The organism is Campylobacter coli (genome assembly GCF_009730395.1).
Taxonomy (GTDB): domain Bacteria; phylum Campylobacterota; class Campylobacteria; order Campylobacterales; family Campylobacteraceae; genus Campylobacter_D; species Campylobacter_D coli.
Genome location: NZ_CP046317.1, coordinates 898,440 through 921,117 on the forward strand (window position 1 = coordinate 898,440; position 22,678 = coordinate 921,117).

Consider the following 22,678-nt stretch of genomic DNA (forward strand, 5'->3'; position numbering starts at 1 on the left):
CATTAAAATCACAAATTTTACATTTAAGCCTAGGATGACAATGCGTTTTATTTTTACACTTTTATTCACTTGTTATTTTTTATTTGCCTCTGTTTTATCTTTAAATGAAGCCTTTGAAGTAAAATCGAGTTCTTATGATAGCGCTGTATCAATCGATATCAAATTAGGAAAAGATATTTATCTTTATTCTAATCAACTTAAACTCTATCTCAATCAAAACGATATCAGCTCTTTAATCAATCTCCCACCTAGCACCCAAAGACTCAATGAAAAAGTGTATTATCAAGATTTAAATCTAGCCTTGCCTAACCTACTACTTGAGCGTTTTGCACAAAATCAAAACAATCAAATCAAACTCCAATTCCAAGGCTGCTCCGAACAAGGCTTATGCTACAATCCTCAAACTTGGTATTTTGATCTAAAACACAAAGATAATAAATTTGAAATTTCAGCCCCTTATAAAGAAAAGCAAAAAACCTTGAGTGCAAAATCCGAAGAAAGTATGATTGCAAATTTCTTAGCCACAGATAATCTTTTTTGGATCTTACTAAGCTTTTTAGGCTATGGACTTTTACTTTCACTTACTCCTTGCATTTTGCCGATGATTCCTATATTATCTTCACTCATCGTAGCTAAAAGCGAAACAAAATTTTCTAAAAAGCACAGCTTCTTTTTATCTTTTATTTATGTATTTTTTATGTCTTTAGCCTATGCTATTGCCGGAGTTATAGCGAGTTTTTTAGGAGCAAGCGTTCAAGGACTTTTGCAAAAACCTAGTGTTTTGATCTTTTTTGCGCTAATTTTTGTATTGCTTGCTTTGGCAATGTTTGAAAGCTTTCGCTTTGAACTGCCTTTAAAATTTCAAAATTTTCTCCACAAAAAAAGTGAAAAAGGCAAAGGAGTGCTAGGTATAGCCATCATGGGCTTTTTATCGGCTCTTATCGTAGGCCCTTGTGTAGCTGCTCCTTTAACCGGTGCTTTGATCTACATAGCCAACACAGGCGATGCACTTTTAGGAGCTAGTGCCCTTTTTATCATGAGCTTTGGCATGGGAATTCCTTTGCTTTTCATTGGTTTAGGTCTTGGCTTTTTAAAGGCGGGAGCTTGGATGCAAAAAGTAAAAATTTTCTTTGGCTTTGTTATGCTAGCTATGGCTATTTGGATACTTTCTCGTATCATTGAAACAAGATATATTTTGATCGCTTTTGGAATTTTGGGCGTATTTTTTAGTGTATTTATGGGAATTTTTGAACAAGCTTTTAATGCAGTAGCTAAGATTAAAAAAAGCTTATTGATTTTGGTTTTGGCTTATTCTTTAAGTATATTTTTAGGCGGAATCTTTGGCGCAAAAAATTTCTTAAATCCTTTGAATTTAAATTCAAATATGCCCTTAAATTCTTCAAAATTAAATTATAATTTTATAAACGATCTTGACACTCTTCAAAAAGAGATTAAAACTAGCACCCGCCCTATCATGTTTAACTTTACAGCATCTTGGTGTGAAAATTGCAAACTCTTAGATGAGCTTACTTTTAGCGACGAAAGAATTCAAGAAAAACTCAAAAATTTTCATTTAATCAAAATTGATCTCACTCAAAACAGCGACAAAGACTTAGAAATTATGAAAGAATTTGGTGTTTTTGGCCCACCGGTTTTGATATTTTTTGAAAAAGGCAAAGAAAATCTTAGAATCACTGGTTTTATCAGTGCACATGATTTGTTACAAAAGTTAGAAAAATGAAACTCAAAAGCTTACAGATAGGACATATCAAAGATTATAAAGGCTTTAAAAGTGCTTTTATAAAAGATCTTTATTTAGAAGAAGTAGATATCAATTCTTTAGGTATTCTTAACGATAACATAGCCGATACAAAACATCACGGCGGAAAAAATAAAGCCTTATTTGCAAATTCTTATCATAACTACGCCCTTTGGGAAAATTTTCTTGGAAAAAAACTTGCATGCGGTATGATGGGAGAAAATTTAACCCTTGAAAATTTACACGAACAAAATGTTTGTATAGGCGATATACACCGATTTGAAAATGCTATTTTGCAAGTAAGCGAACCGCGCAAACCTTGTGTTAAAATTTCAAAAGTCCATCAAAATCCAAATTTCACACAAGAAATTTTTAAAACAGGATTAAGTGGGTGGTATTATCGTGTTTTAGAGGGTAAAAAAATCCATGCTCATTCTAAAATCGAGCTTATAGAAAAAAATCCTATAAATTTAAGCGTCCTAGAACTCAATCATTTATTTTACAACCCCCATCAAGCACTCAAACAAAATCCAAGCTTGCTTGAAAAATTAAGCAAACTCGATACACTGATTTCACAAAATTGGCACGAAACTATACAAAAACGCTTAAAAAATACCTATGATTTAGACTATATGCAAAATTTATAATTTTTTAAAGTATTCTTAGGCTACAATTTAATTTTTTTGAAAGGATAAGCATGCAAAGACAAACATGGAGTAGCACTCTTACTTATATTTTAACCGTCGCAGGAGCAACCATAGGTTTTGGTGCGACTTGGCGTTTTCCCTATCTTGTAGGAGAAAATGGGGGTGGTGCTTATGTTTTAGTATTTTGCGTAGCAATGATACTCATTGGCATTCCTGTTATCTTAGCTGAAAATGTCATCGGTAGAAAATCCATGACAAACAGCGTCGACGCTTTTAAGGGCAAATGGAAATTTGTAGGCTATATGGGGCTTTTGGGTAGTTTTGGTATCATGGCTTATTATATGGTTTTAGGCGGCTGGGTTTTTGTTTATATTTTTGAGTTGATCATAGGGAATTTCAATCTTTCCCATACCATAACCAAAAATTTTACCGAGTATTTTTTTAATGAAAAAATTTCTTTCAATCCTTTAGGCGTAGGAATTTTTACTACACTTTTTGTTCTTATTAATTATATCATTTTAAGGCGTGGCATTATAGATGGTATAGAAAAATCAGTTAAATTCCTCATGCCTTTGCTTTTCATTTGTCTTATACTTGTTGTAGGACGCAACTTAAGCCTTGAAGGTGCTATAAATGGTGTAAAATTTTATCTTACGCCTGATTTTGACAAAATTCTATCCCCAAAACTACTCATCGATGTTCTAGGACAAGTCTTTTTTGCACTTTCTCTGGGTTTTGGCGTGATGATCACCCTTTCATCTCATCTTAGCAAAAATGAAAACATGACGAAAACTGCCATTTATACAGGAGTTTTAAACACTCTTATTGCTGTGCTAGCAGGCTTTATGATTTTTCCTGCACTTTTTGCAGCAGGACTTGAGCCCGATAAAGGACCTTCTTTAGTGTTTCAAACCCTGCCTATTGCATTTTCTCATATCCACTTTGGGACTATCATTTGCATTTTATTTTTTATACTTTTACTCATCGCAGCATTAACAACGAGCTTGCCTATATACCAAGTTATCATCAGTGTTTTAGAAGAAAAATTCAAACTTTCTAAAAAAACAGCTATTAATTTAACCCTAGGTTCGATTTTCATACTAGGAAACATTCCTTGTATACTCACTTATGGACCTTGGAGAGATATCACTCTTATCAAAGGGAAAAATATTTTTGATAGTTTTGATTTTATCAGTGGAAATATTTTATTTGTTTTAACAGCCTTTTTTTGCTGCATTTATGTGGGCTGGGTTCTTGGCAAAGAGCAAAGCATAAAAGAGCTTAGCAATGAAGGTAAATTAAAAAGCATGGGATTTAAAATTTGGTTTTATTATATTAAATTCATCATACCTTTGATCATTTTTGCGATTTTCATTTATGGAATTGCGAATTAATTTTTTATAAATATAAACATAAGAGAATTAAATTTTCATCTTTTATGTTTGATTACTTCTCATTTACTTTTAAGACTTATACTTCCAAATGAACCGAAAACATTCATAAGAAAAACTCCTTAATATAGACCTAGTAAATACCAAGCTAGGCCTATTTTTATTATATTTTCCACTCTAAAAATTTAGAATTTTTATTATTTTAAGTGCTTTTTAAGAAAAAACTATAGATTTATGTGCTACAATTACAGCGTTTTATTTAATTTTAAACAAGGAGAATTCTCATGAAACTAGTTAAACTTAGTTTAGTAGCAGCTCTTGCTGCAGGTGCTTTCTCAGTGGCGAATGCTACTCCACTTGAAGAAGCGATCAAAGATATCGATGTATCAGGTGTTTTAAGATATAGATACGAAACAAGCAATGAGTGGAGCGATATCAATGGTGTAGCTCAAAATGAAGGTAGCGGTATCTCTGGAAAACAAGATCACAAATACAGAGCTCAACTTAACTTCAGCGGTGCTATAGCAGACAACTTCAAAGCTTTCGTTCAACTTGACTACAATGCAAAAGATGGTGGTTATGGAGCTAATAGCGTTAGCAATACAAAAACTTCTTTAAATGTTCGCCAATTATACCTAACTTACACAGATGAAAATGTAGCTACAAGTGTAATCCTAGGTAAACAACAACTTAACACCATCTGGACTGATAATGCAATCGATGGTTTAGTAGGAACAGGTGTTAAAGTAGTAAACAACAGCATTGATGGTTTAACCCTAGCTGCTTTTGCTGTAGATAGCTATAACAGCGATGAGCAAAGAGGAGATTTAGACTTAACAGCTTTAAATTTCAATGAAAATCTTTATGGTGCTGCAGCTATCGGTTCTTATGAAGTATTTAATGGTCAATTAAACCCACAATTATGGTTAGCTTATATGACTGACAATGCTTTCTTCTATGCTGTAGATGCAGCTTATAACACTACTATCTTTGATGGGGTAAATTGGACTCTTGAAGGTGCTTATTTAGGAAACAGCCTTGATAATGAGCGCAAAGATCTTGGAAATGGAAATGGTAACTTCTTTGCTTTAAACGGTAGTATTGAAGTAAATGGTTGGGATGCAACTCTTGGTGGTTTATACTACGGTAAAAAAGATAAAACTACCGTAACTGTAATCGAAGATCAAGGTAATCTTGGCTCTTTACTTGCAGGTGAGGAAATTTTCTATACAAATGGTTCAAAACTAAATGGTGACACTGGTAGAAATATCTTCGGATTTGTTAAAGCAGGTTATACTTTCAACGAAACAGTTCGTGTAGGCGCTGACTTCGTATACGGTGGAACTAAAACAGAAAATCATTCTGGTGGAGACAAACTTGAAGCAGTTGCAAGAGTAGATTATAAATACTCTCCAAAACTTAACTTCTCAGCATTCTATTCTTATGTAAATGTTGATAAAGATACAGATAGCACTCATCATGATGCTGTAAGACTTCAAGCTCTTTACAAATTCTAAGAAGCTCTAAAGTCTAAGTTCAAGGTGGAGTTTTACTCCACCTTTTTTTATGCCTTATTTTTAAAACTTAAATTTATATAAAATATCTTTCTAGCTTAAATTCAAAGAAATTTTCCCAAGCTAAAAAGCTTGAAGAAAATTAAGATTTAAACCAATGGGTTATTTTTTCAAACAATCCTTTTTGTTCATGATGCATACCATCTTTTATCCCAAAACTTTCGCTGAGTTTTTCTAAAAGTTCTTTTTGCTCATCATTGAGTGAATTTGGAAATTTGATAGCAATTTGTACGATTTGATTGCCTATGCGAGAGCTATGCACATCTTTTACACCCTCTCTTTCAAGCACAAATCTTTGTCCATCCTTTGCACCCTTTGGCAAATTTAAAGTCGCTTCCCCTCGTATAGTAGGCACCTTTATACTTTGTCCTAATATAGCTTGGGTAAAAAATACCGGAAATTCTATATAAATATCCTCATCATCTCTTATAAAAGTATCATCCTCTTCAACGATAACCTTTACATACAAATCCCCTCTATTGCCACTTTTGCTAAGATTGCCTTTAGCTGCGACTCTTAAATTCATCCCATTATCTATACCTTCAGGGATGTTTACTTCTACACTATCCTTAAGCTCTTCATAGCCCCTACCCTTACAATCTTTACATTTCTCACTTGCGCTTTCTCCGCTCCCCTTACAATCAGGACAAGTTTGCGCAAAAGTGATAAAACCTTGAGAAATTCCTACTTGTCCCCTGCCCTTACATTTTGGACAAGTTTGAAGTTTTCCATCCTTAGCTCCTGTTCCGCTACAAGTTTTACATGAAGATTTGTAAGTAAAATCTATATTTTTTTTACAGCCAAATACCGCTTCTTTAAAACTAAGTTTTAAATTTACTACAAGTTCAGCTTGAAATTTTTCATCACTTGATTTTTTGCGGCGTTGCGATGCTCCACTAAAACCGCCACCAAAAAAACTAGAAAAAATATCACCCAAATCTTCAAAGCCACCAAAACCTGCTCCCCCTGATCCAAAGCCACCGCCTTTTAAAGCATCTTTGCCATATCTATCATAAATAGCGCGCTTTTCTTCATTGCTTAAAACTTCATAAGCTTCATTTACAAGCTTGAATTTATCTTCAGCTTCTTTATCTCCTTGATTTCTATCAGGGTGGTATTTTAAAGCCATTTTTCTATAAGCTTTTTTAATGGTATCTTTATCAGCACTTTGAGTAATTTCTAAAATTTCATAGTAGCTTAACTCCATATTTTTCCTTTAAATAATAAAATATTTATAAAATTTGTAAAAATAAAAAATATAATTTTAGCAAAAATAAACTCAATAATTTATCAAAATTTAAATAAAATTATGTAAATATATAAATCTTACCATAAATAATAAAGGATAACAAAATGATTAATGTGTTGATGATAGAAGATGATCCTGATTTTGCCCAATTATTGTCAGAATATTTAACTCAGTTTAATATCAAAATCACAAATTTTGAAAATCCTAAAGAAGCTTTAAATGTAGGTATACAAGGCTATGATTGTTTAATTTTAGATTTAACCTTACCTGGAATTGATGGCCTTGAAGTTTGTAGAGAAATCAGACAAAAATACAATATTCCTATCATCATTTCATCTGCTAGAGGAGATTTAAGCGATAAGGTTGTAGGGCTCCAAATTGGCGCGGATGATTATTTACCAAAACCTTACGATCCAAAAGAAATGCACGCAAGAATCATGAGTCTTATTCGTCGCACAAAAAGAGCTGAAAATACCAACAATGAAAATATCAATTCAGCTTTTAAAATCGATGAAAGAAAACACGAAATCACTTATCAAAACAAAGTCTTAACTCTAACCCCTGCGGAATATGAAATTTTAGAATATCTCATCCAGCAACACGGCTATAGTGTATCTAGAGAACAGCTTGTAAGTCGCTGTAAAAATCTTAAAGATAAAGATTCTAAAAGCCTTGATGTTATCATCGGTCGCTTAAGAACTAAGATAAATGATAGCTCTAAAGCTCCAAAACATATATTTTCAGTTAGAGGTATAGGATATAAACTTATAGGATGACTAGAAATTATTCTATTTATACCAAACTTGTTATTTTATTTGTTGTAACTTTCTTTTTGGTTTGCGTTTTATTTATCGTGCTTTTAAAAATAGAAAGCAATACCTACAGCGAAGAAGAAGGTTTTAAACAAGAAAGTTTTATAAAAAATATCATCAATTCTTATGGCAATGCTTCTGGAGTGGATATAGGAGCTCATCTTAACAATAGCGGCTTTGTTGCTATACAAAATGATTATTTTGTAAAAATCGCAAGACTAGAAGGACAAAGCCTTTTTCGCGCAGGAAATGGAGAAAATGCCTGCACTCTCACCTCTTTAAAATATCAAAACAAACTCTATCTTAATGTCCAATGCAAAGACTTTAGCGCTTTATTTGAAGAAGATACTAACAATAGAGTTTATAATCTTTTGTTGATAGGCTTTTTCTTTTTTTCTTTTTTGGTTGTTTTTATGTATTTTTCAGTATTAAAATCCCTTGAACCACTTAAAAAATTAAGAAAACAGGTCGCAGAAGTGGTTAATGGCGGAAAAGCTGATTTTGAGAATTATCAAGAAGATGAAGTAGGTAAAATAGCCCTTGAATTTCAAAAAGCTTTTAAGAAAAATCAAGAACTCATACAATCAAGACAACTTTTTCTACGCACCATCATGCATGAGCTTAAAACGCCTATTGGAAAAGGTAGGATTATATCTGAAATGCTGCAAGAAGAAAAGCAGAAAGAAAGATTGATCGATATTTTTTTAAAAATGGATTCGTTGATTAATGAATTTGCCAAAATTGAAAATCTTTTTTCAAAAAACTACAATCTTCAGTTTAAACCTGTGCATTTTAGCACCATACTCAATGAAGCTAAAGATTATTTGATGCGTGATGATTTTAATAGAGTCGTCAAGCTCAATTTAAAACACGATGCCTTGATTAATGTAGATATGGAAATTTTTCCTTTGATTTTAAAAAATCTCATTGATAATGCTTTAAAATATTCTAGCAATGGAACTTGTGAGCTTTATTGCTGTAAAGAATGTTTTGTGATAAAAAATCCTGGCAATCCATTAAGAGAACCTATAGAGCATTATTTTGAGGCTTTTACACGCGAACCATATCAGAAAGTCAAAGGTATGGGCTTAGGACTTTATATCGTTTTTGAAGTATGCAAACTGCATAATTTTGATATTATTTATTTTTACGAAGAAGGTAAGCATTGTTTTAAAATTTTTTTCGGAGTAAAAACAAACAATGACGCATAAGGGTATAGAAAAATTTAACGAACTTGTAGAAAGTTTTGCAAAATTACCCACTATCGGTAAAAAAACTGCTATTCGCCTTGCTTATCATATTTGCACAGGAAATCAACTCGAAGGTATGAAGCTCGCACACAATATAGAAAATGCTATACGTTTTATAAAACCCTGTCAACAATGCGGGTCTTTAAGCGAAAACGAACTTTGTGAAATTTGCACCGATGATGAAAGGGATAAAAATTGCTTATGTATAGTGCAAAGCCCTAAAGATGTTTTGGTTATAGAAGAGAGTAAAAGTTATGGGGGCTTGTATTTTGTTTTAGATGAATTAAACGATGAAAAGCTTGCTCAATTAAGACAAATGATACTAAAATTACAAAGCAAAGAACTCATTTTTGCTTTCACTCATAATTTAAATTCCGATGCAATGATTTTTTATATAGAAGATAGGCTTAAAGATTTAAATTTACAATTTAGCAAAATCGCACAAGGTATTCCAAGTGGAGTAAATTTAGAAAATGTTGACTTTATATCTCTAAACAAAGCCATCAATTTTCGCACCAAAGTTTAAATCAGTTTTTATAAGAAATGTCAGCTAATTCCTGCAAAGAATGATTTGCTATTTTTTCATAACTAAAACCCTCTTTAGTTAAATACTCAAGCAAAGTTTTTTCCATAATTTCACCCGCGCTAACAATCTCTTGCGATAGAGTAAAACTCATAGGCTTGATACGCTTTGGAACACAAGCTAAAATTTGTGTATGAGGCAAATCTCCCATTAACTCCATATATTGTAAGGTTTGAAGCATTTCTACTTCGTGCGCACTACCACTCCAATTGATCTTTTTAGGCATTGCATCATAAGGAAAGAAAAATACATCGCCGATTTTTGAATCATCTGCATCTATACAATCAAGCACTATCATCTTATCATACTCTGCGATAATATAGCTAAGTTGCAAGGCCAAGGTGCCTCCATCGACAAAATCTAAGCTGTGATTTGAATGAGTGAATTTATAATTTTTTTCTAAAAGTTTGCAAAGATGAACGCCTATGCCTTCATCTGCAAACATAATATTTCCTATACCAAGGACAAGAAATTTCAATTTTTCTCTTCTTTAACAAATTTATAACCGCTAACTATAGCATCAATCGCACCATCTTTACCTTTGATCGCATTGAAAAATGCCATGTAGATATGAACGGGTACGAAGATTAAAATAACCCACATTAAAATTCTATGATAAGTTCTAACATCAGCCAAGCCTCCAAGTGCGGCTTCTAAAGGTCTTAACACTTCATACAACAATCCTCCCAAACCCTCATGGTAAGTATGAGTATAAAGAATCAATCCTGTTAAAATAATCCCCACCATAACAATATAGAAAAATATATAGGTTACAAACTGCAAAGGATTATAAACACCTTTTAGATGTGGATGCTTACCTAAAAATAGATAAAATTTAATCTGCTCTATCCATAATTTTGGATTAAATGCATCTACTATGCTGATACGCTCCTTACGACTTATCCTATCAAAAAAGAAAAGATAAACTTTAAAAATCACACAAGCAATCAAAACAAAACCGACGGCTTGATGCACCATTCTGTATTTTGCTTGCATGAAATTAACTGGCTCACCATTACTTATAGGATTTTGAAAAACATAAGAAAGATAATATCCTGTTATAACCAAAACCACTATAGCAAAAGCTCTTACCCAATGTGTTAAACGCAAACCTATGCTAAATTCATATTCAGCCTTTCTTTGCAATTTTTCTTCTTTATTTTGCATAAAAGCCCCTTTTATAAACTCGCGTTTACTTTATATTTACTTAGATTATTTCCCTTAGTATCCATTACATGCACCGCACAAGCAATACAAGGATCATAAGAGTGAATTTTTCTAATGATTTCAAGTGGTTGTTTTACATCAGCGATTTTAAGTCCTATCAAACATTGCTCATAACTTCCACCTACGCCATTTGCGTCTTTTGGACTTGCATTCCAAGTAGAAGGAACAACTGCTTGCCAATTTTCTATCACTCCATTTTTAATCCTGCACCAATGACTTAGCGTTCCGCGTGGCACATGCCCCATATAGCGTCCTTTGTACTCTTTAGAATTATCGATCACATAAGGCGCACAAGTGCTCTCATCTACTTTTAAATTTTCTACTAAATTACGGAAGGCTTTTAAAGCATTATTAGCTACAATTTTTGCTTCCAAACAACGCGCAGCAGTTCTTCCAAGAGTGCTAAATACAGCATTTAAAGGAAGTCCTGTTTCTTTTAAAAACTCATCTACCACAGGAACAACATTTTGATTACCCTTAGCATAATTTACAACGATATTAGCCAAAGGTCCTACTTGCATAGGATTTCCTTCATAGCGTGGAGCCTTAATCCAGCTATATTTACCCTTAGTATCAAATACCTTAGAATGCACTGTATTTCCATGATGATCTACACTTTCACCCTCTACAAGCCCTGTATAATTTGGATTTGTTTTACCCTCATAAGGATGCAAAGGCTCATTATCTGCATACCAAGAATGGGTCGCTTCTTCAGTGATCTTATCTTCTTCTACTTCATATACCTTGCTTAAATCGCCATTTTTGATGATTCCGCTTTCAAATAGCCACTCATCTCTACCAAGCTGGAATTCTTGGAAAGTGTAAAGATTGTTTACCCCAATATCATTTAGCACACTAGGTTCATCTGCATAAGCTTTTCCCGCCATAACAAGATCAGGATAATACGCACGATTAACAAAGTCTTGCACTTCTTTGAATTTTTCCATATATTCACCCATTCTAGCAGGGCTTAGCAAATCCATAACGCAAGTTACACCACCAACGGTTAAGCTTTGTGGATGTGGATTTTTAGCACCAAAAATAGCCATACATTGAGCTATGATTCTTTGAATTCTTAAACACTCTAAATAATGCGATAAAACGATCAAATTTTGCTCTGGAGTTAAGCGATAAGTAGGATGACCATAATAAGCATTTGCAAAAGGTCCTAAATTTCCTTTATCTACAAAAGTTTTAAGTCTTTGTTGCACTTCAAGAAGTTTATCTGCACCTGTTGCATAAGGATTTGAAGTGTATTTAAAAGCCTCATCACTTGCTTTTTTAACATCAGCACTTAAAGCACTTACAACATCTGCCCAATCAAGCCCATGGAGTTGATAAAAATGTACGATATGATCGTGTAAGAAAAGCGCTGCATTCATTAAAGTTCTTGTTAAAAGCGCATTTAAAGGCGGAGTAATACCTAAAGCATTTTCAACAGCAACTATACCTGCTTTATAATGTGAAAAAGTACAAACTCCGCAAATTCTTTGCGTCATAAAACCCGCATCTCTTGGGTCACGCCCTTTAACAATGGTTTCAATACCACGCCACAAAGTAGAGCCCGCATAAGCTTCTTTTACCACATTGTTATCATCAACAACAACTTCAACCCTTAAGTGTCCTTCTATTCTTGTAATTGGATCTACTATTATCTTTTGACTCATGTATTTTATTCCTCATTCTTTTTCATGGATGCGATCACCGCATGCGCTGCGATAGCAACGCCTGTAAGCGTTAGAACACCTATGCCTATTTTATCTGATACATTATCAGCTCCTAATCCAAAAACAGTATCAAATTTACGACTTGCCATAGGCTCTTCAAAAGGTCCCATAGTATCCCAAAAATTTGGCTCAGAACAACCTATACAGCCATGTCCTGCTTGGATAGGCCAAGAAGTGTGTTGGTTAAATCTTTCTCTAGAGCAGTTATTAAAAGTATAAGGACCTTTACAACCTACTTTATAAAGACAATAACCATTTTTTGCACCCTCATCGCCAAAGTTTTGTACAAATTCACCCGCATCAAAATGTCCGCGTCTTTCACAAAGATCATGAATTCTTAAACCATAAGCCCATTTTGGTCTATTATAAACATCAAGCGCAGGTAACTCACCAAAAAGAAGATAATGTAAAACATTTCCTACTATGTTTTTTTCACTTGGCGGACAACCTGGCACGTTGATAACGGTTTTGCTTGTTACCTTGCTTAGAGGTTGAGCATTGCTTGGATTTGGTCTTGCAGCTTGAATTCCGCCAAAGCTCGAACAGGTTCCTATCGCAAAAATCGCCAAAGCATTTTCACTCGCTACTTTAGAAAGCTCATATCCACTCTTTCCATGTGGCCCTATGGTTAAAAAATTCTCTGTATCTCCCATAGGGATACCACCTTCAACCATTAAAATATACTTGTTTTTATATTTTTCAATGGCACTTTCTAAATTTTCTTCAGCCTGCCAACCCGCTGCAGCCATAACGGTTTCATGGTATTCTAAAGAAATATAATCAAATATTAAGCTATCAATAGTTGGAGTATCACTTCTTAATAAACTCTCGCTACAGCCCGTACATTCAGCCATATGAAGCCAAATCACAGGAAGTCTATCTGCAAGTTCTGCAGCTTTTGCCACCATAGGGGTAAAACTCGCTGGCAATGCTAAAAATGCTGTCATCGCCCCTGCCCATTTCATAAAATCTCTTCTAGTAAAGCCAGATCTTTCCAAAGCTTTTGGTATAGAATTTTCAGGATTTAAAGAAGGAAGTTTCTCAAGTGCGCTTAAACGGGACTCTATTTGATTATAATCAATCATTGAAATTCCTTAATTAATGTAATTTATTCCACTTAATAATAAAACAAAGCAAATTAAAAATGTATTAAAATTTAAATTTCAATAGAAAAATATAAACAAAACTTAAAGATATATTAATAAAAGCTAAAAAATTTATATCCCTTTCTTTAGCTTGCGGATCAAAAATCTTGCAGGATGTATACAAGGAATAAAATTTTTAAACACCCCCAAAGGCTCCTCGTTAATCAAAGCACAAAGATATCTTGCAGCCAAAACAGAAGTGCTAAAAGCTCTTGAGCCATGAGCAAGATTAAGATATAAATTAGGGATATTTTGAGGCAGAACTTGCGCCTTGTTTTTTGTCCATAATAAAGCTTTATATTCTTGCTTATAAAAAGCTTCATCATAAGCTGCTCCCACAATAGCAAACCTATCGCTAGAATAAGATCTAAAACCTACTCTAGAGCCTTTGATGATGATTTCCTCATCGCCTTTTAAAAACTCTTGTATGTTTTGCAAATTTTCTTCATCATCGGCTTTTTGTGGATTTGGATTTGAATTCAGCCTATCATAACTTGCGCCAATAACTTGCAAATCCCCATCACTAGGACAAATATAAGCTTTTGAAGAAAGGGCAAATGCATTATCCAAAAAAGGTTTTAGATGAGTAACCTGTCCTCTAACCTTACTTAAAAGCATTCCATCATAAACTAAAAAATCCTTAGTATCAGCACCCATAGCATAGATTAAAATATCAAAATCTTGCATTGCTTTTTGGTTTTTAAAATGCAAAATAAATTTGTCTTCTTGGTATTGAAAAAAATCATATTCGTGATTAAAATACATTTTTGCTTGACTTTTTTCAAAAAGAGATTTTAAAATTTCTTTAGGCTTGATGTGTCCGCCATCTTCTAAAAAAGCTTCATTCTTATCAATCTTAAATAAAATATTATCTTTTTGGCTTATAAAACGCTCTTGCATCAAAGGAGTATGAGCAAATTCTATCACTCCTTTTAGATTTAAATCTAAAATTTGCTTATAAAAACGACTCGCCTCGATAAAAGCAAGTTGAGAAAATTCACCCAAAGCAACATCAGGCTTTAAAATCAAAGAGCTTAAAATTCCACTTTCATTGCCACTTGCGCCACATCCTAAACTATCGTTTTTTTCAAAAACACTGACTTCAAAATCACGCAAAGAAAGCTCATAAGCTAAAGTTGCACCACATATGCCCGAACCTATGATGGCTACTTTTTTATTTTTATATAAACTTGGAATTCTTTGAAAATAAGCTTCTTTATCTAGGGTTGGATATTCTTTGCGTAAAAAAGCTTTGATCATCTCTCGCTTTCTAAAACCTTTGGTTTTTTGGATTTCAAAGCCATATTTTATAAGATTTTTTTGCAAAGCACTCGAAGCAGAAAAGGTGCAAATTTGGGTATTAGTCTTTGAAAGTCGAGCAACTTGAGCTATGAAATTTTCATCAAACATGGCTGAATTTTTACTCGGAGAAAAACCATCTAAAAACCAAACATCAGCATTAAAATCAAGCTCTCTAAGAATAGCAATATCATCAAAGATTAAATCCAAAAAACAATCTTTAAAATAAAAACGATAATACCCTTTTTTAGCCTTAGGATAAAACTTTAAAAAAGCTTCTAAAATTTCTTTAAATTCTTCATAAAATCCAAGCTTTTGATAAATTTCTCTAAGCTTGTCTTTTTCAATATAAAAACCCTCAATGCTGGTGTAAAATAATTTTTTAGGACGCTTCTTTGCTTGAAGAAATCTTTTAAGGGTTAAAAAGAAATTAAGCCCTATACCAAAGCCACTTTCAGCAATGATAAATGTATCATTTTCTTCAAATTCAAAAGCCTCACTATAAACAAATTTGCTCTCATTTAAACCATCTTTTGAGTTAAAATAAAAATCATCAAAATCCAAAGAAAATGGGGTATTGTCTTTAAAGATTAAATTAGCTTTTTTCATCTATTGTTATAAAAATAATTCTCCACACCATCAGCTATACCCTTAACCAAAGTGTCTTGAAAACTTTTATTTGCGATTCTTTTTCCCTCACTTGGATGAGTGATATATCCAATTTCTATCAAAATAGCAGGCATTTGAGCTCCAACAAGAACCCAAAAAGGAGCTTCTCTTACTCCACCATCGACAATTTTATACTTCTTACGAGTTTGGGTTAAGATATTTTTTTGCACATCTATAGCAAGTTTGTTTGAAGCCACGATCTTTTCTCTGTTTAAAAAATTCAAAATACTTTGCTTTGAAAAATAATTAATCTCTTCAAAATCACCCTGATTTTCTTTTTCAGCAGCTTTTTTACTTCTTTCACTTCTAGCAGGACTTAAGAAAAAAGTCTCCACACCCTCACTGCTTTTTGCTTTTGATGCATTAGGCGCTGCATTTGCATGGATAGATAAAAACAAATCCGCTCTTTTATCATTGGCATATTTTGTTCTATCTCTAAGATTGATAAATTTATCTGAACTTCTTGTATAAAGTACTTTATAACCGCGTTTTTTAAGCTCATTTCCAAGCTTTAAGGTCGTGCTTAAAACTATATCTTTTTCTTTTAAACTCCCTTTTTTATCGCTTAAAGCACCGCTATCCTTACCCCCATGTCCTGCATCTAAGACTATGAGTTTATCGGATTTGAAATTAGAATTTAAAACATTTTTACTAGCAGTTTTTGAAGTGCTTTTGCTTGTACTGCCACTAAAACCTAAAGTCAAACTTTTATCATCTAAATCTTTAAAAAGCTTAAATTCTTTAGTTGAGCTGAGTACAATACGAACTGTTTTTGGATTATACTGAGTAACTGTAACAGCATTTTGCCCAAAAGTAAAATTCTTGCGACTACCTTCTAAAATTCCTTGAAAGCTCACTACTTGTCTAAAGAATTTTTGATCTTTTGTGCTAAAACTTGTAATATCTTTTTCATCAAGCTCATCGCTTAAATTTAAAACAACAGAATTAGAACTTTTATCTACATCTAAAACATATAAAGGTTCATCATTTTCTTGTTCTTTTTTGGTATTTGTTTTAGCTTCTTGAGTTTTAACTGGTTTGGACTCTTGTTTTGCGACTACTTTTTCACTTTCTTGTTTTGCTGCTGTTTTTGACTCTTGCTTACTCGGAGTACTTTTTTGTATAGCTTGTGATTTTTTAGAAATACTTATTTTTTCATCTTCAAAATCAAAGTTTAGAGGAATTTTTTCCTTAGCATAAGCAACGATACGAATCATCTTAGGATTGTATTGTGAAATTACTATGCGATAATCATCAAATTTATATTCTTTTCTTCCGCCTTCTAAAATACCCTCAAAATCACTGATATAACGATAATTTCCTTTTTCATCCAAGGCAAAACTTTTTATATCTTTTTGCTCTAAATTGGTATTTAAATCAAGTACCACTCCTTGACTTGTCTTACTTGATTTTAAAACATAAACCTTATCTACTTTTTTTGTCTGTTGGGGTTTATTGTTTTGTGTTTTTGTGCTTTCTTGTTTGGTTTGTGGGGGTTTTGAAGTACTTTTAGGAGGTTCAAAGCTTGAAACCTCGACATTTTTAGAATCAGGCTGAACTTTTTGCTTATCCTTAATCACAGCTTTTCTTAAAGCATTGATGCTAGCCTTACTCACTCCGCTTTCTTCTAATTCGTTCGCATAAGATTTATCATCCAAATTTAAAGCATTAGAACTTATAATCAATCTTTTTAAAATTTCAATTTTAGTTTTTTCATCTTCATTGATCACACTTTGTATATAAAGACTTTTTAGCTGATGATGGAACTTAACTTGAGCATCATTTTTTGACGCGATAAAATTCTTATCAAAATTAGCAAGCTCATTTTCATATGCCCCAAAACAAATACTAAAAAGTGCGATACAAAAAACTAAAATTCTAAACATTATTCACCATTGACGAGTTTATCCATAAGCTCTTTAACACTGATTAATTTTTCTAAACGATAGCCATTGGCTCCTGTAAAGAATAATCCTGTTTCTTTTTTTCCCGACCATGCATCAAAAAGCCTATCTGCTATACAATAACCCACCTTTGTCGCCTCTTTGCCTCGGCCACATGGCGCTACACAATTGCTGATACAATTGATCTTTGGTCCCATTCTTTTATCGACTAAATCAAGTAAATTAGTCCTTACTCCCCTTGCAGGATATCCCACTGGAGATTTGATAAGTTCTATATCTTCTTTTTTACATGCAAGCAATACATTTTTAAACTCATCACTTGCATCGCATTCAAAAGTACCTATAAAACGAGTTCCCATTTGAACCCCGCTAGCACCTAAAGAAATGGCATTTTCTATATCTTTTTTATCCCAAATTCCACCCGCTGCAATCACTGGAAAAGAACCCCAATTTTTAGCCTCTTCAACCACAGGTGCGATTAAATTCTCAAGTTGATAATTAGGATCTAAACATTGCTCATAGGTAAAACCTTGATGTCCGCCGCTCTTAGGTCCTTCAAGCACAACAGCATCAGGCAGACGGTTGTATCTACTTTGCCATCTTTTACAGATGATTTTTAAAGCCTTAGGTGAAGAGATTATAGGAACTAAAGCAACATCAGGAAAATCTGCTGTAAATTCAGGTAAATTGGTAGGAAGTCCAGCACCTGAAACTATAATATTAAAACCCACTTCACAAGCATCACGAGCAATTCTTGCATAATCATTACTTGCGCATAAAATATTACAACCCAAAGGCGCATCACCGCAAACTTTTCTTGCATTATTTATCAAAGTTTGCAAGCCTTCTCGTGAATAAAAATTTTCACTACCATAAGGCTTAGCATTCAATTCTTTGCTAATATGGGTGCGATTTTCATAATATCCTGTTCCAACAGATGAGATGATACCAAGACCGCCATTTAATGACACTGCTGAAGCCAATTTATCCCAGCTTATACCAAGCCCCATTCCACCTTGAAAAATGGGATATTTTATAGTGTGTTTTCCTATTTGAAGGGATTTTAAACTCATATATTCACCTTTAATTTTGCAAATTTTCTCTTACCTACTTGTAAAATATACTCCCCTGTGCCAAGTTGCATTTGCTCATCGCTTACTTTTTGTGAATTTACACTCACCGCATTTGCATTAATGCTTCTTCTTGCTGCAGAGGTAGAATTTTCCAAACCGCATTCTACTAAAGCTTTAGCAAGCCAAATTTCACCCTCTATCTCAAATTCTTTTATATCGCTTGGCAAAGCATTTCCGCTATGTACGCTGTCAAATTCGGCTTTTGCAGCCTTAGCGCTTTCTTCATTGTGAAAACGCGTAGTAATCTCTAGCGCCAAATTTTCCTTAGCAAGCTTAGGATGTAAATTGCCACTAGAAATTTCTTTTTTCATATTTTCAATTTCTTCTAAACTTTTAGTACTTAAAAGCTCATAATAACGCCACATTAACTCATCACTAATACTTAGAATTTTAGCATACATATCATTAGCTTTTTCTGTAACGCCGATATAATTCCCTAAGCTTTTACTCATTTTATTTACACCATCTAAGCCTTCTAAAAGAGGCATCATCATCACAGCTTGTTCTTTTCCGATATTGTAAATTCTTTGCAGGGTTCTTCCCATTAAGAGATTGAATTTTTGATCTGTTCCGCCCATTTCTATATCGCATTTTAAAGCAACACTATCATATCCTTGAAGTAAAGGATATAAAAACTCACATATAGAAATAGGGCTTTGCTCTTTAAAACGCTTCGTAAAATCATCACGCTCTAGCATTCTTGCTACACTAAAGGTCGAAGTAAGCTCTACTATCCCAGTAGCTCCTAGTTCGTTAAGCCATTGAGAATTGAATTTTAATTGTGTCTTTTGCGGATCTAAAATCTTAAATACCTGCTCCTCATAAGTCTTAGCATTTTGTAATACTTGTTCCTTATCAAGTTTTTTACGCGTAACGCTTTTTCCACTAGGATCGCCAATTTGTCCTGTAAAATCACCGATTAAAAATTGAACTATAGCTCCGTGTTTTTGCAAATATGCCATTTTGGTTAAAACCACACTATGACCTAAATGCAAATCAGGTGCTGTAGGATCAAATCCTGCTTTTACGAAAAAATTTTCTCCCTTTTCGTAATAATTTTTAATCAAATTTTCAATTCTTTCCTCATCGATGATTTCTGCGCACCCTCGTTTGATTTCTGCAAGTATATTTTTTATATCCATTTTCTACCTTTTAGTTTAAGCTTCTTTATAAGCGTCATTTAATGAAGTAAAATCTAAAATTTTACAATAAGATTTCAACCTGTCTCGGACATTATCAGGATTTATATTGTCAGGAATTTCTATCGTGATCTCAAAATAATCCACCACTGTATTAATATCACTTGACAAACTAATCGTTAATAAATTAATCTGCATTTTAGCCAAAACTGCCAAAAACTCTGCTAAAATTCCTTTTTTATTTTCTAAAGAAAAGATTAATTTGTATGATTTAGGGATATTAGAATCCCATTTAATCAAAACCATGTCTTTATTATTGTCTATCATCTTATCTGCCCTATCGCAGAGTTTATGATGAACTATAGCATTTCCATTTTCAATAAATGCAAGTACAGCATCGCCTCTTTTTGGATGACAGCAGTAATCAAAATCCACATTAGCAATTTTATGATTAGAATACAATAAAAAATTCCCAATCTTTTGTTCTTTGATTTCGTATTTGTCAAACCAATAAGATTTTTTAGCGTATTTTTTAAGCCCATTGACTATATCTTTCAAATAAGCACTATCACTGGCTACTTGTCGTATGCGTCTGCCTAAATTCTCTCTTTCAATCCAATTTTCTATCTTGTTTTTATCTACACTAAAAATAAAACTTAACATATTAATCGCGCTTAAAAGATTGATTTCTCTCATTTTTTGCTTACAAAATTCTCTTATGCTCGCTTTTGCTTTTCCTGTTTTTACACTATCAACCCAAGAACAACGATAAAACCTATCATTGGAAGTTACAACCCTTACTATATCTCCATTTTTAAGCTCGGTTAAAAGAGGGACTTTTACACGGTTAACATAAGCACTTTTTGCATGAAGTCCTACTTTAGTATGCACCTCATAAGCAAAATCAAGCACAGTAGCTCCTCTTGGCAAAGTAAAAATTTCACCCTTTGGAGAATAAACAGCCACATCTTCTACATAAAGACTATCTTTTGCATACTCATAAAGCTCGATAGCATTATAATCTTCTGCGTTTTCAAGATTGTTCGTACTTTGCATCGAAATATCAGTAAGCCAATCAAGTCGCGGAGCTACAACACTCCCATCTTCTTTGTATTTCCAATGTGCAGCTATACCAAATTCAGCGATTTTATGCATATCAAAAGTACGAATTTGTGCTTCGATAATATTTTTTGTATCAAAAAGAGTGGTATGTATAGTTTGATAGCCATTTTGTTTTGGTAAAGCTATGTAATCTTTAAAACGCGAAACCAAGGGATTAAAATTTGTATGCAAAACCCCTAAAGCCAAATAACAATCGCTCACATTTTCAACCAAAATTCGTACACCAAGCAAATCAAGCACCTCTTCTATACCCACACCTTTTCTTTGCATTTTAAGATAGATAGAATAACTGTGTTTGATGCGTTTTTGAATTTGAAAACTTCCTTGCCTAAAGCCATTGCTAAGAAATAAAAGCTCGATTTTAGAAATAAATTCATTAAGTCCTAGTTGCATTTGCTGGTCGTTTGAATTAATATAATTATCGATAAGCTTATACTCATCAGGCATCAAATACTTAAAGCTTAAATCTTCTAAATAATTCTTAATACTAGAAATTCCAAGTCTATGTGCTATGGGTGCATAAACGACCAAAGTTTCTTCGCTAATACGCTTTTGCTTATCTTCTCTTAAAGCATCTAAGGTTAGCATATTGTGAAGTCTATCGCAAAGTTTTACCACCAAAACCCCGACATCTTCAATACTTGCTAAAAGCATATTTCTAAATGTAAGAGCGGATTTGGTTAAACTTTTTTTTGATTTTGAAGGAATGAGATTATCTTCTCTGATTTCTACAATCTTTGTAAGACCTAAAACAAGCTTTAAAACTTCGGATCCAAACTGATCCCTAAGTTCTTCTTCGGTACATTGCGTATCTTCGATCACATCATGTAAAAGCGCAGCCAAAATTGTGGCTTTGTTTTCACTTAAAAAAGCAACCAAGCTTGCAACCAAGATGGGATGAACTGCATAAGGTTCTCCGCTTTTTCTAACCTGACCTTCGTGGGACTTTATGCAATAATCCACAGCTTTTTCTACAATAGCATCCTCTTGACAAATGCTAAAAAGAAGTTCTTTTGCTCTTGTTAAATCTCTACAATTTTTAATATCTTCAATGAGTTTTTCGAGCAATAATTCCTCATCGACTGGTTTCAACTAGACCCTCTAAAGTGATTTTATTTTCTGCTATCTCATATAAAGCAATATCTGCAAATTTTAATTTACTTTTATCAATATCCACTAAAGGTGCTGCACCATCGGCTAATTGTTCTGCTCTTTTTGCAACAACCAAAGAAAGACGGTAGCGATCATCTCCCATTCTTTCTAGAGCTTTAGCTGCTATTTCTTCGATTCTGTTTTCCATTAGTTCTCCTTGATTAATTTTTAACTATAGAACAAAGACTGTTATCGCCTTGTATAATTTTAAGCAAATTTCCTTCTTCAAACATATTACATACAACTATAGGCAAAGAATTATCCTTAGCTAGAGCGATTGCAGTATCATCCATAACTTTAATATTATCTTGCATTGCCTCATCATAGCTTAGGGTTTGTAAAAATACTGCATCATCGAATTTATTAGGATCTTTATCATAAACTCCGTTTACTTTTGTTGCTTTAATAACCATTTGTGCATCAATCTCAACCGCTCTTAAGATAGCTGTTGTATCGGTTGTAAAATAAGGATTTCCCGTTCCTGCGGCAAAGATTACAACCCTACCTTTTTCTAAATGTCTTTGAGCTCTTCTCATAATATAAGTTTCACAAAAAGCTTCCATTTGAATCGCACTTTGTACTCTCACATCAAGTCCGCAACTTTCTAAAGCCTCTTGAATAGCAATAGCATTAATAACAGTCGCAAGCATTCCCATGTGATCGCCGCTTGTGCGTTTGATAAGACCGCCTTTGGCTGCTGAAACACCGCGAATGATATTTCCACCCCCTATCACTATGCCTACTTCTATATTGTTTTTAACCAGTTCTTTAATCTCATTTGCTATGAATTTTAAAATAGAATTTTCAATACCAAAACCATTTTCTCCGGCTAAAGCTTCTCCTGAAAATTTTACTAAAACTCTTTTTCTCTCTTGCATTTTTTCTCCTTAATCAAC

19 protein-coding genes are annotated in these 22,678 nt (G+C 33.3%); 7 read left to right on the forward strand and 12 right to left on the reverse strand.

From position 1 onward, the window contains the following. Positions 1-40 precede the first annotated feature (40 nt). The 4 genes from dsbD (at position 41) to FOC43_RS04525 (ending at position 5,314) form a co-directional block, all read left to right on the forward strand. Entirely contained in the window at positions 41-1,741 is a 1,701-nt protein-coding gene (gene dsbD / locus FOC43_RS04510; protein ID WP_002790057.1) for a protein-disulfide reductase DsbD, read from the forward strand. After that, entirely contained in the window at positions 1,738-2,406 is a 669-nt protein-coding gene (locus FOC43_RS04515; RefSeq protein WP_002841234.1) for an MOSC domain-containing protein, read from the forward strand. The genes dsbD and FOC43_RS04515 overlap by 4 nt, the downstream gene beginning before the upstream one ends. A gap of 50 nt (positions 2,407-2,456) precedes the next feature. After that, positions 2,457-3,800 carry a sodium-dependent transporter gene (locus tag FOC43_RS04520; protein ID WP_002838426.1) on the forward strand — a complete coding sequence of 448 codons (1,344 nt, stop codon included), beginning with the start codon at positions 2,457-2,459 and terminating at the stop codon, positions 3,798-3,800. Positions 3,801-4,081: 281 nt separating this feature from the next. Beyond that, complete coding sequence (locus tag FOC43_RS04525) at positions 4,082-5,314, forward strand: major outer membrane protein (RefSeq protein WP_004284959.1); 1,233 nt, start codon at positions 4,082-4,084, stop codon at positions 5,312-5,314. Between the two features lie 139 nt (positions 5,315-5,453). Here FOC43_RS04525 and dnaJ read toward each other — a convergent pair whose 3' ends face one another. Continuing rightward, entirely contained in the window at positions 5,454-6,578 is a 1,125-nt protein-coding gene (dnaJ, locus tag FOC43_RS04530; protein ID WP_002790050.1) for a molecular chaperone DnaJ, read from the reverse strand. Positions 6,579-6,724: 146 nt separating this feature from the next. Between dnaJ and FOC43_RS04535 the strand changes: the two genes are divergently transcribed. The 3 genes from FOC43_RS04535 to recR are packed head-to-tail and all read left to right on the forward strand — an operon-like array spanning position 6,725 to position 9,208. Continuing rightward, positions 6,725-7,396, forward strand: coding sequence for a response regulator transcription factor (locus FOC43_RS04535; protein ID WP_002776259.1), 672 nt, complete (start codon positions 6,725-6,727; stop codon positions 7,394-7,396). After that, positions 7,393-8,643 (forward strand): ArsS family sensor histidine kinase, encoded by a 1,251-nt coding sequence (locus FOC43_RS04540; RefSeq protein WP_004284958.1) that lies wholly within the window; start codon positions 7,393-7,395, stop codon positions 8,641-8,643. Before FOC43_RS04535 ends, FOC43_RS04540 begins: the two co-directional genes overlap by 4 nt. Beyond that, complete coding sequence (gene recR, locus FOC43_RS04545) at positions 8,633-9,208, forward strand: recombination mediator RecR (protein ID WP_002776257.1); 576 nt, start codon at positions 8,633-8,635, stop codon at positions 9,206-9,208. The genes FOC43_RS04540 and recR overlap by 11 nt, the downstream gene beginning before the upstream one ends. 1 nt (position 9,209) lies before the next feature. Here the strand turns inward: recR and FOC43_RS04550 are convergent, their stop codons facing one another. The 11 genes from FOC43_RS04550 to pyrH all read right to left on the reverse strand — a co-directional run bounded on the left by FOC43_RS04550 (position 9,210) and on the right by pyrH (position 22,660). Beyond that, a complete protein-coding gene (locus tag FOC43_RS04550) occupies positions 9,210-9,743 on the reverse strand; it encodes a HyaD/HybD family hydrogenase maturation endopeptidase (RefSeq protein WP_002780939.1) in 534 nt (177 codons plus the stop codon). Then, entirely contained in the window at positions 9,740-10,432 is a 693-nt protein-coding gene (cybH, locus tag FOC43_RS04555) for a Ni/Fe-hydrogenase, b-type cytochrome subunit (RefSeq protein WP_002787327.1), read from the reverse strand. Before cybH ends, FOC43_RS04550 begins: the two co-directional genes overlap by 4 nt. Before the next feature lie 11 nt (positions 10,433-10,443). After that, positions 10,444-12,159: a nickel-dependent hydrogenase large subunit gene (locus tag FOC43_RS04560; RefSeq protein ID WP_004284957.1), complete on the reverse strand. Its 1,716-nt coding sequence runs from the start codon at positions 12,157-12,159 to the stop codon at positions 10,444-10,446. 5 nt (positions 12,160-12,164) lie between these two features. After that, a complete protein-coding gene (locus FOC43_RS04565) occupies positions 12,165-13,304 on the reverse strand; it encodes a hydrogenase small subunit (protein ID WP_002776249.1) in 1,140 nt (379 codons plus the stop codon). A 132-nt stretch (positions 13,305-13,436) separates the two neighbouring features. Further along, positions 13,437-15,272: a bifunctional tRNA (5-methylaminomethyl-2-thiouridine)(34)-methyltransferase MnmD/FAD-dependent 5-carboxymethylaminomethyl-2-thiouridine(34) oxidoreductase MnmC gene (mnmC, locus tag FOC43_RS04570; protein WP_002780934.1), complete on the reverse strand. Its 1,836-nt coding sequence runs from the start codon at positions 15,270-15,272 to the stop codon at positions 13,437-13,439. Further along, positions 15,269-17,218, reverse strand: coding sequence for an N-acetylmuramoyl-L-alanine amidase family protein (locus FOC43_RS04575; RefSeq protein WP_004284956.1), 1,950 nt, complete (start codon positions 17,216-17,218; stop codon positions 15,269-15,271). The genes mnmC and FOC43_RS04575 overlap by 4 nt, the downstream gene beginning before the upstream one ends. After that, complete coding sequence (locus FOC43_RS04580) at positions 17,218-18,309, reverse strand: nitronate monooxygenase (RefSeq protein ID WP_002776244.1); 1,092 nt, start codon at positions 18,307-18,309, stop codon at positions 17,218-17,220. Before FOC43_RS04580 ends, FOC43_RS04575 begins: the two co-directional genes overlap by 1 nt. After that, positions 18,306-19,511 (reverse strand): tyrosine--tRNA ligase, encoded by a 1,206-nt coding sequence (tyrS, locus tag FOC43_RS04585; protein ID WP_002786039.1) that lies wholly within the window; start codon positions 19,509-19,511, stop codon positions 18,306-18,308. The genes FOC43_RS04580 and tyrS overlap by 4 nt, the downstream gene beginning before the upstream one ends. A gap of 15 nt (positions 19,512-19,526) precedes the next feature. After that, positions 19,527-21,722 carry a RelA/SpoT family protein gene (locus FOC43_RS04590; RefSeq protein ID WP_004284955.1) on the reverse strand — a complete coding sequence of 732 codons (2,196 nt, stop codon included), beginning with the start codon at positions 21,720-21,722 and terminating at the stop codon, positions 19,527-19,529. Beyond that, complete coding sequence (locus tag FOC43_RS04595) at positions 21,706-21,930, reverse strand: DNA-directed RNA polymerase subunit omega (RefSeq protein WP_002776235.1); 225 nt, start codon at positions 21,928-21,930, stop codon at positions 21,706-21,708. Before FOC43_RS04595 ends, FOC43_RS04590 begins: the two co-directional genes overlap by 17 nt. A 13-nt stretch (positions 21,931-21,943) precedes the next feature. Continuing rightward, positions 21,944-22,660, reverse strand: coding sequence for a UMP kinase (pyrH, locus tag FOC43_RS04600; protein WP_002776232.1), 717 nt, complete (start codon positions 22,658-22,660; stop codon positions 21,944-21,946). Between the last annotated feature and the right edge of the window lie 18 nt (positions 22,661-22,678).

What these genes read in the sequence shown, in the direction of transcription:
- tyrS (WP_002786039.1), bottom strand. Translation starts at nt 19,511, where the DNA reads ATGGATATAAAAAATATACTTGCAGAAATCAAACGAGGGTGCGCAGAA.
- FOC43_RS04540 (WP_004284958.1), top strand. Translation starts at nt 7,393, where the DNA reads ATGACTAGAAATTATTCTATTTATACCAAACTTGTTATTTTATTTGTT.
- FOC43_RS04575 (WP_004284956.1), bottom strand. Translation starts at nt 17,218, where the DNA reads ATGTTTAGAATTTTAGTTTTTTGTATCGCACTTTTTAGTATTTGTTTT.
- dnaJ (WP_002790050.1), bottom strand. Translation starts at nt 6,578, where the DNA reads ATGGAGTTAAGCTACTATGAAATTTTAGAAATTACTCAAAGTGCTGAT.
- cybH (WP_002787327.1), bottom strand. Translation starts at nt 10,432, where the DNA reads ATGCAAAATAAAGAAGAAAAATTGCAAAGAAAGGCTGAATATGAATTT.
- FOC43_RS04560 (WP_004284957.1), bottom strand. Translation starts at nt 12,159, where the DNA reads ATGAGTCAAAAGATAATAGTAGATCCAATTACAAGAATAGAAGGACAC.
- FOC43_RS04535 (WP_002776259.1), top strand. Translation starts at nt 6,725, where the DNA reads ATGATTAATGTGTTGATGATAGAAGATGATCCTGATTTTGCCCAATTA.
- mnmC (WP_002780934.1), bottom strand. Translation starts at nt 15,272, where the DNA reads ATGAAAAAAGCTAATTTAATCTTTAAAGACAATACCCCATTTTCTTTG.
- FOC43_RS04580 (WP_002776244.1), bottom strand. Translation starts at nt 18,309, where the DNA reads ATGAGTTTAAAATCCCTTCAAATAGGAAAACACACTATAAAATATCCC.
- recR (WP_002776257.1), top strand. Translation starts at nt 8,633, where the DNA reads ATGACGCATAAGGGTATAGAAAAATTTAACGAACTTGTAGAAAGTTTT.
- dsbD (WP_002790057.1), top strand. Translation starts at nt 41, where the DNA reads ATGCGTTTTATTTTTACACTTTTATTCACTTGTTATTTTTTATTTGCC.
- FOC43_RS04525 (WP_004284959.1), top strand. Translation starts at nt 4,082, where the DNA reads ATGAAACTAGTTAAACTTAGTTTAGTAGCAGCTCTTGCTGCAGGTGCT.
- pyrH (WP_002776232.1), bottom strand. Translation starts at nt 22,660, where the DNA reads ATGCAAGAGAGAAAAAGAGTTTTAGTAAAATTTTCAGGAGAAGCTTTA.
- FOC43_RS04565 (WP_002776249.1), bottom strand. Translation starts at nt 13,304, where the DNA reads ATGATTGATTATAATCAAATAGAGTCCCGTTTAAGCGCACTTGAGAAA.
- FOC43_RS04520 (WP_002838426.1), top strand. Translation starts at nt 2,457, where the DNA reads ATGCAAAGACAAACATGGAGTAGCACTCTTACTTATATTTTAACCGTC.
- FOC43_RS04595 (WP_002776235.1), bottom strand. Translation starts at nt 21,930, where the DNA reads ATGGAAAACAGAATCGAAGAAATAGCAGCTAAAGCTCTAGAAAGAATG.
- FOC43_RS04515 (WP_002841234.1), top strand. Translation starts at nt 1,738, where the DNA reads ATGAAACTCAAAAGCTTACAGATAGGACATATCAAAGATTATAAAGGC.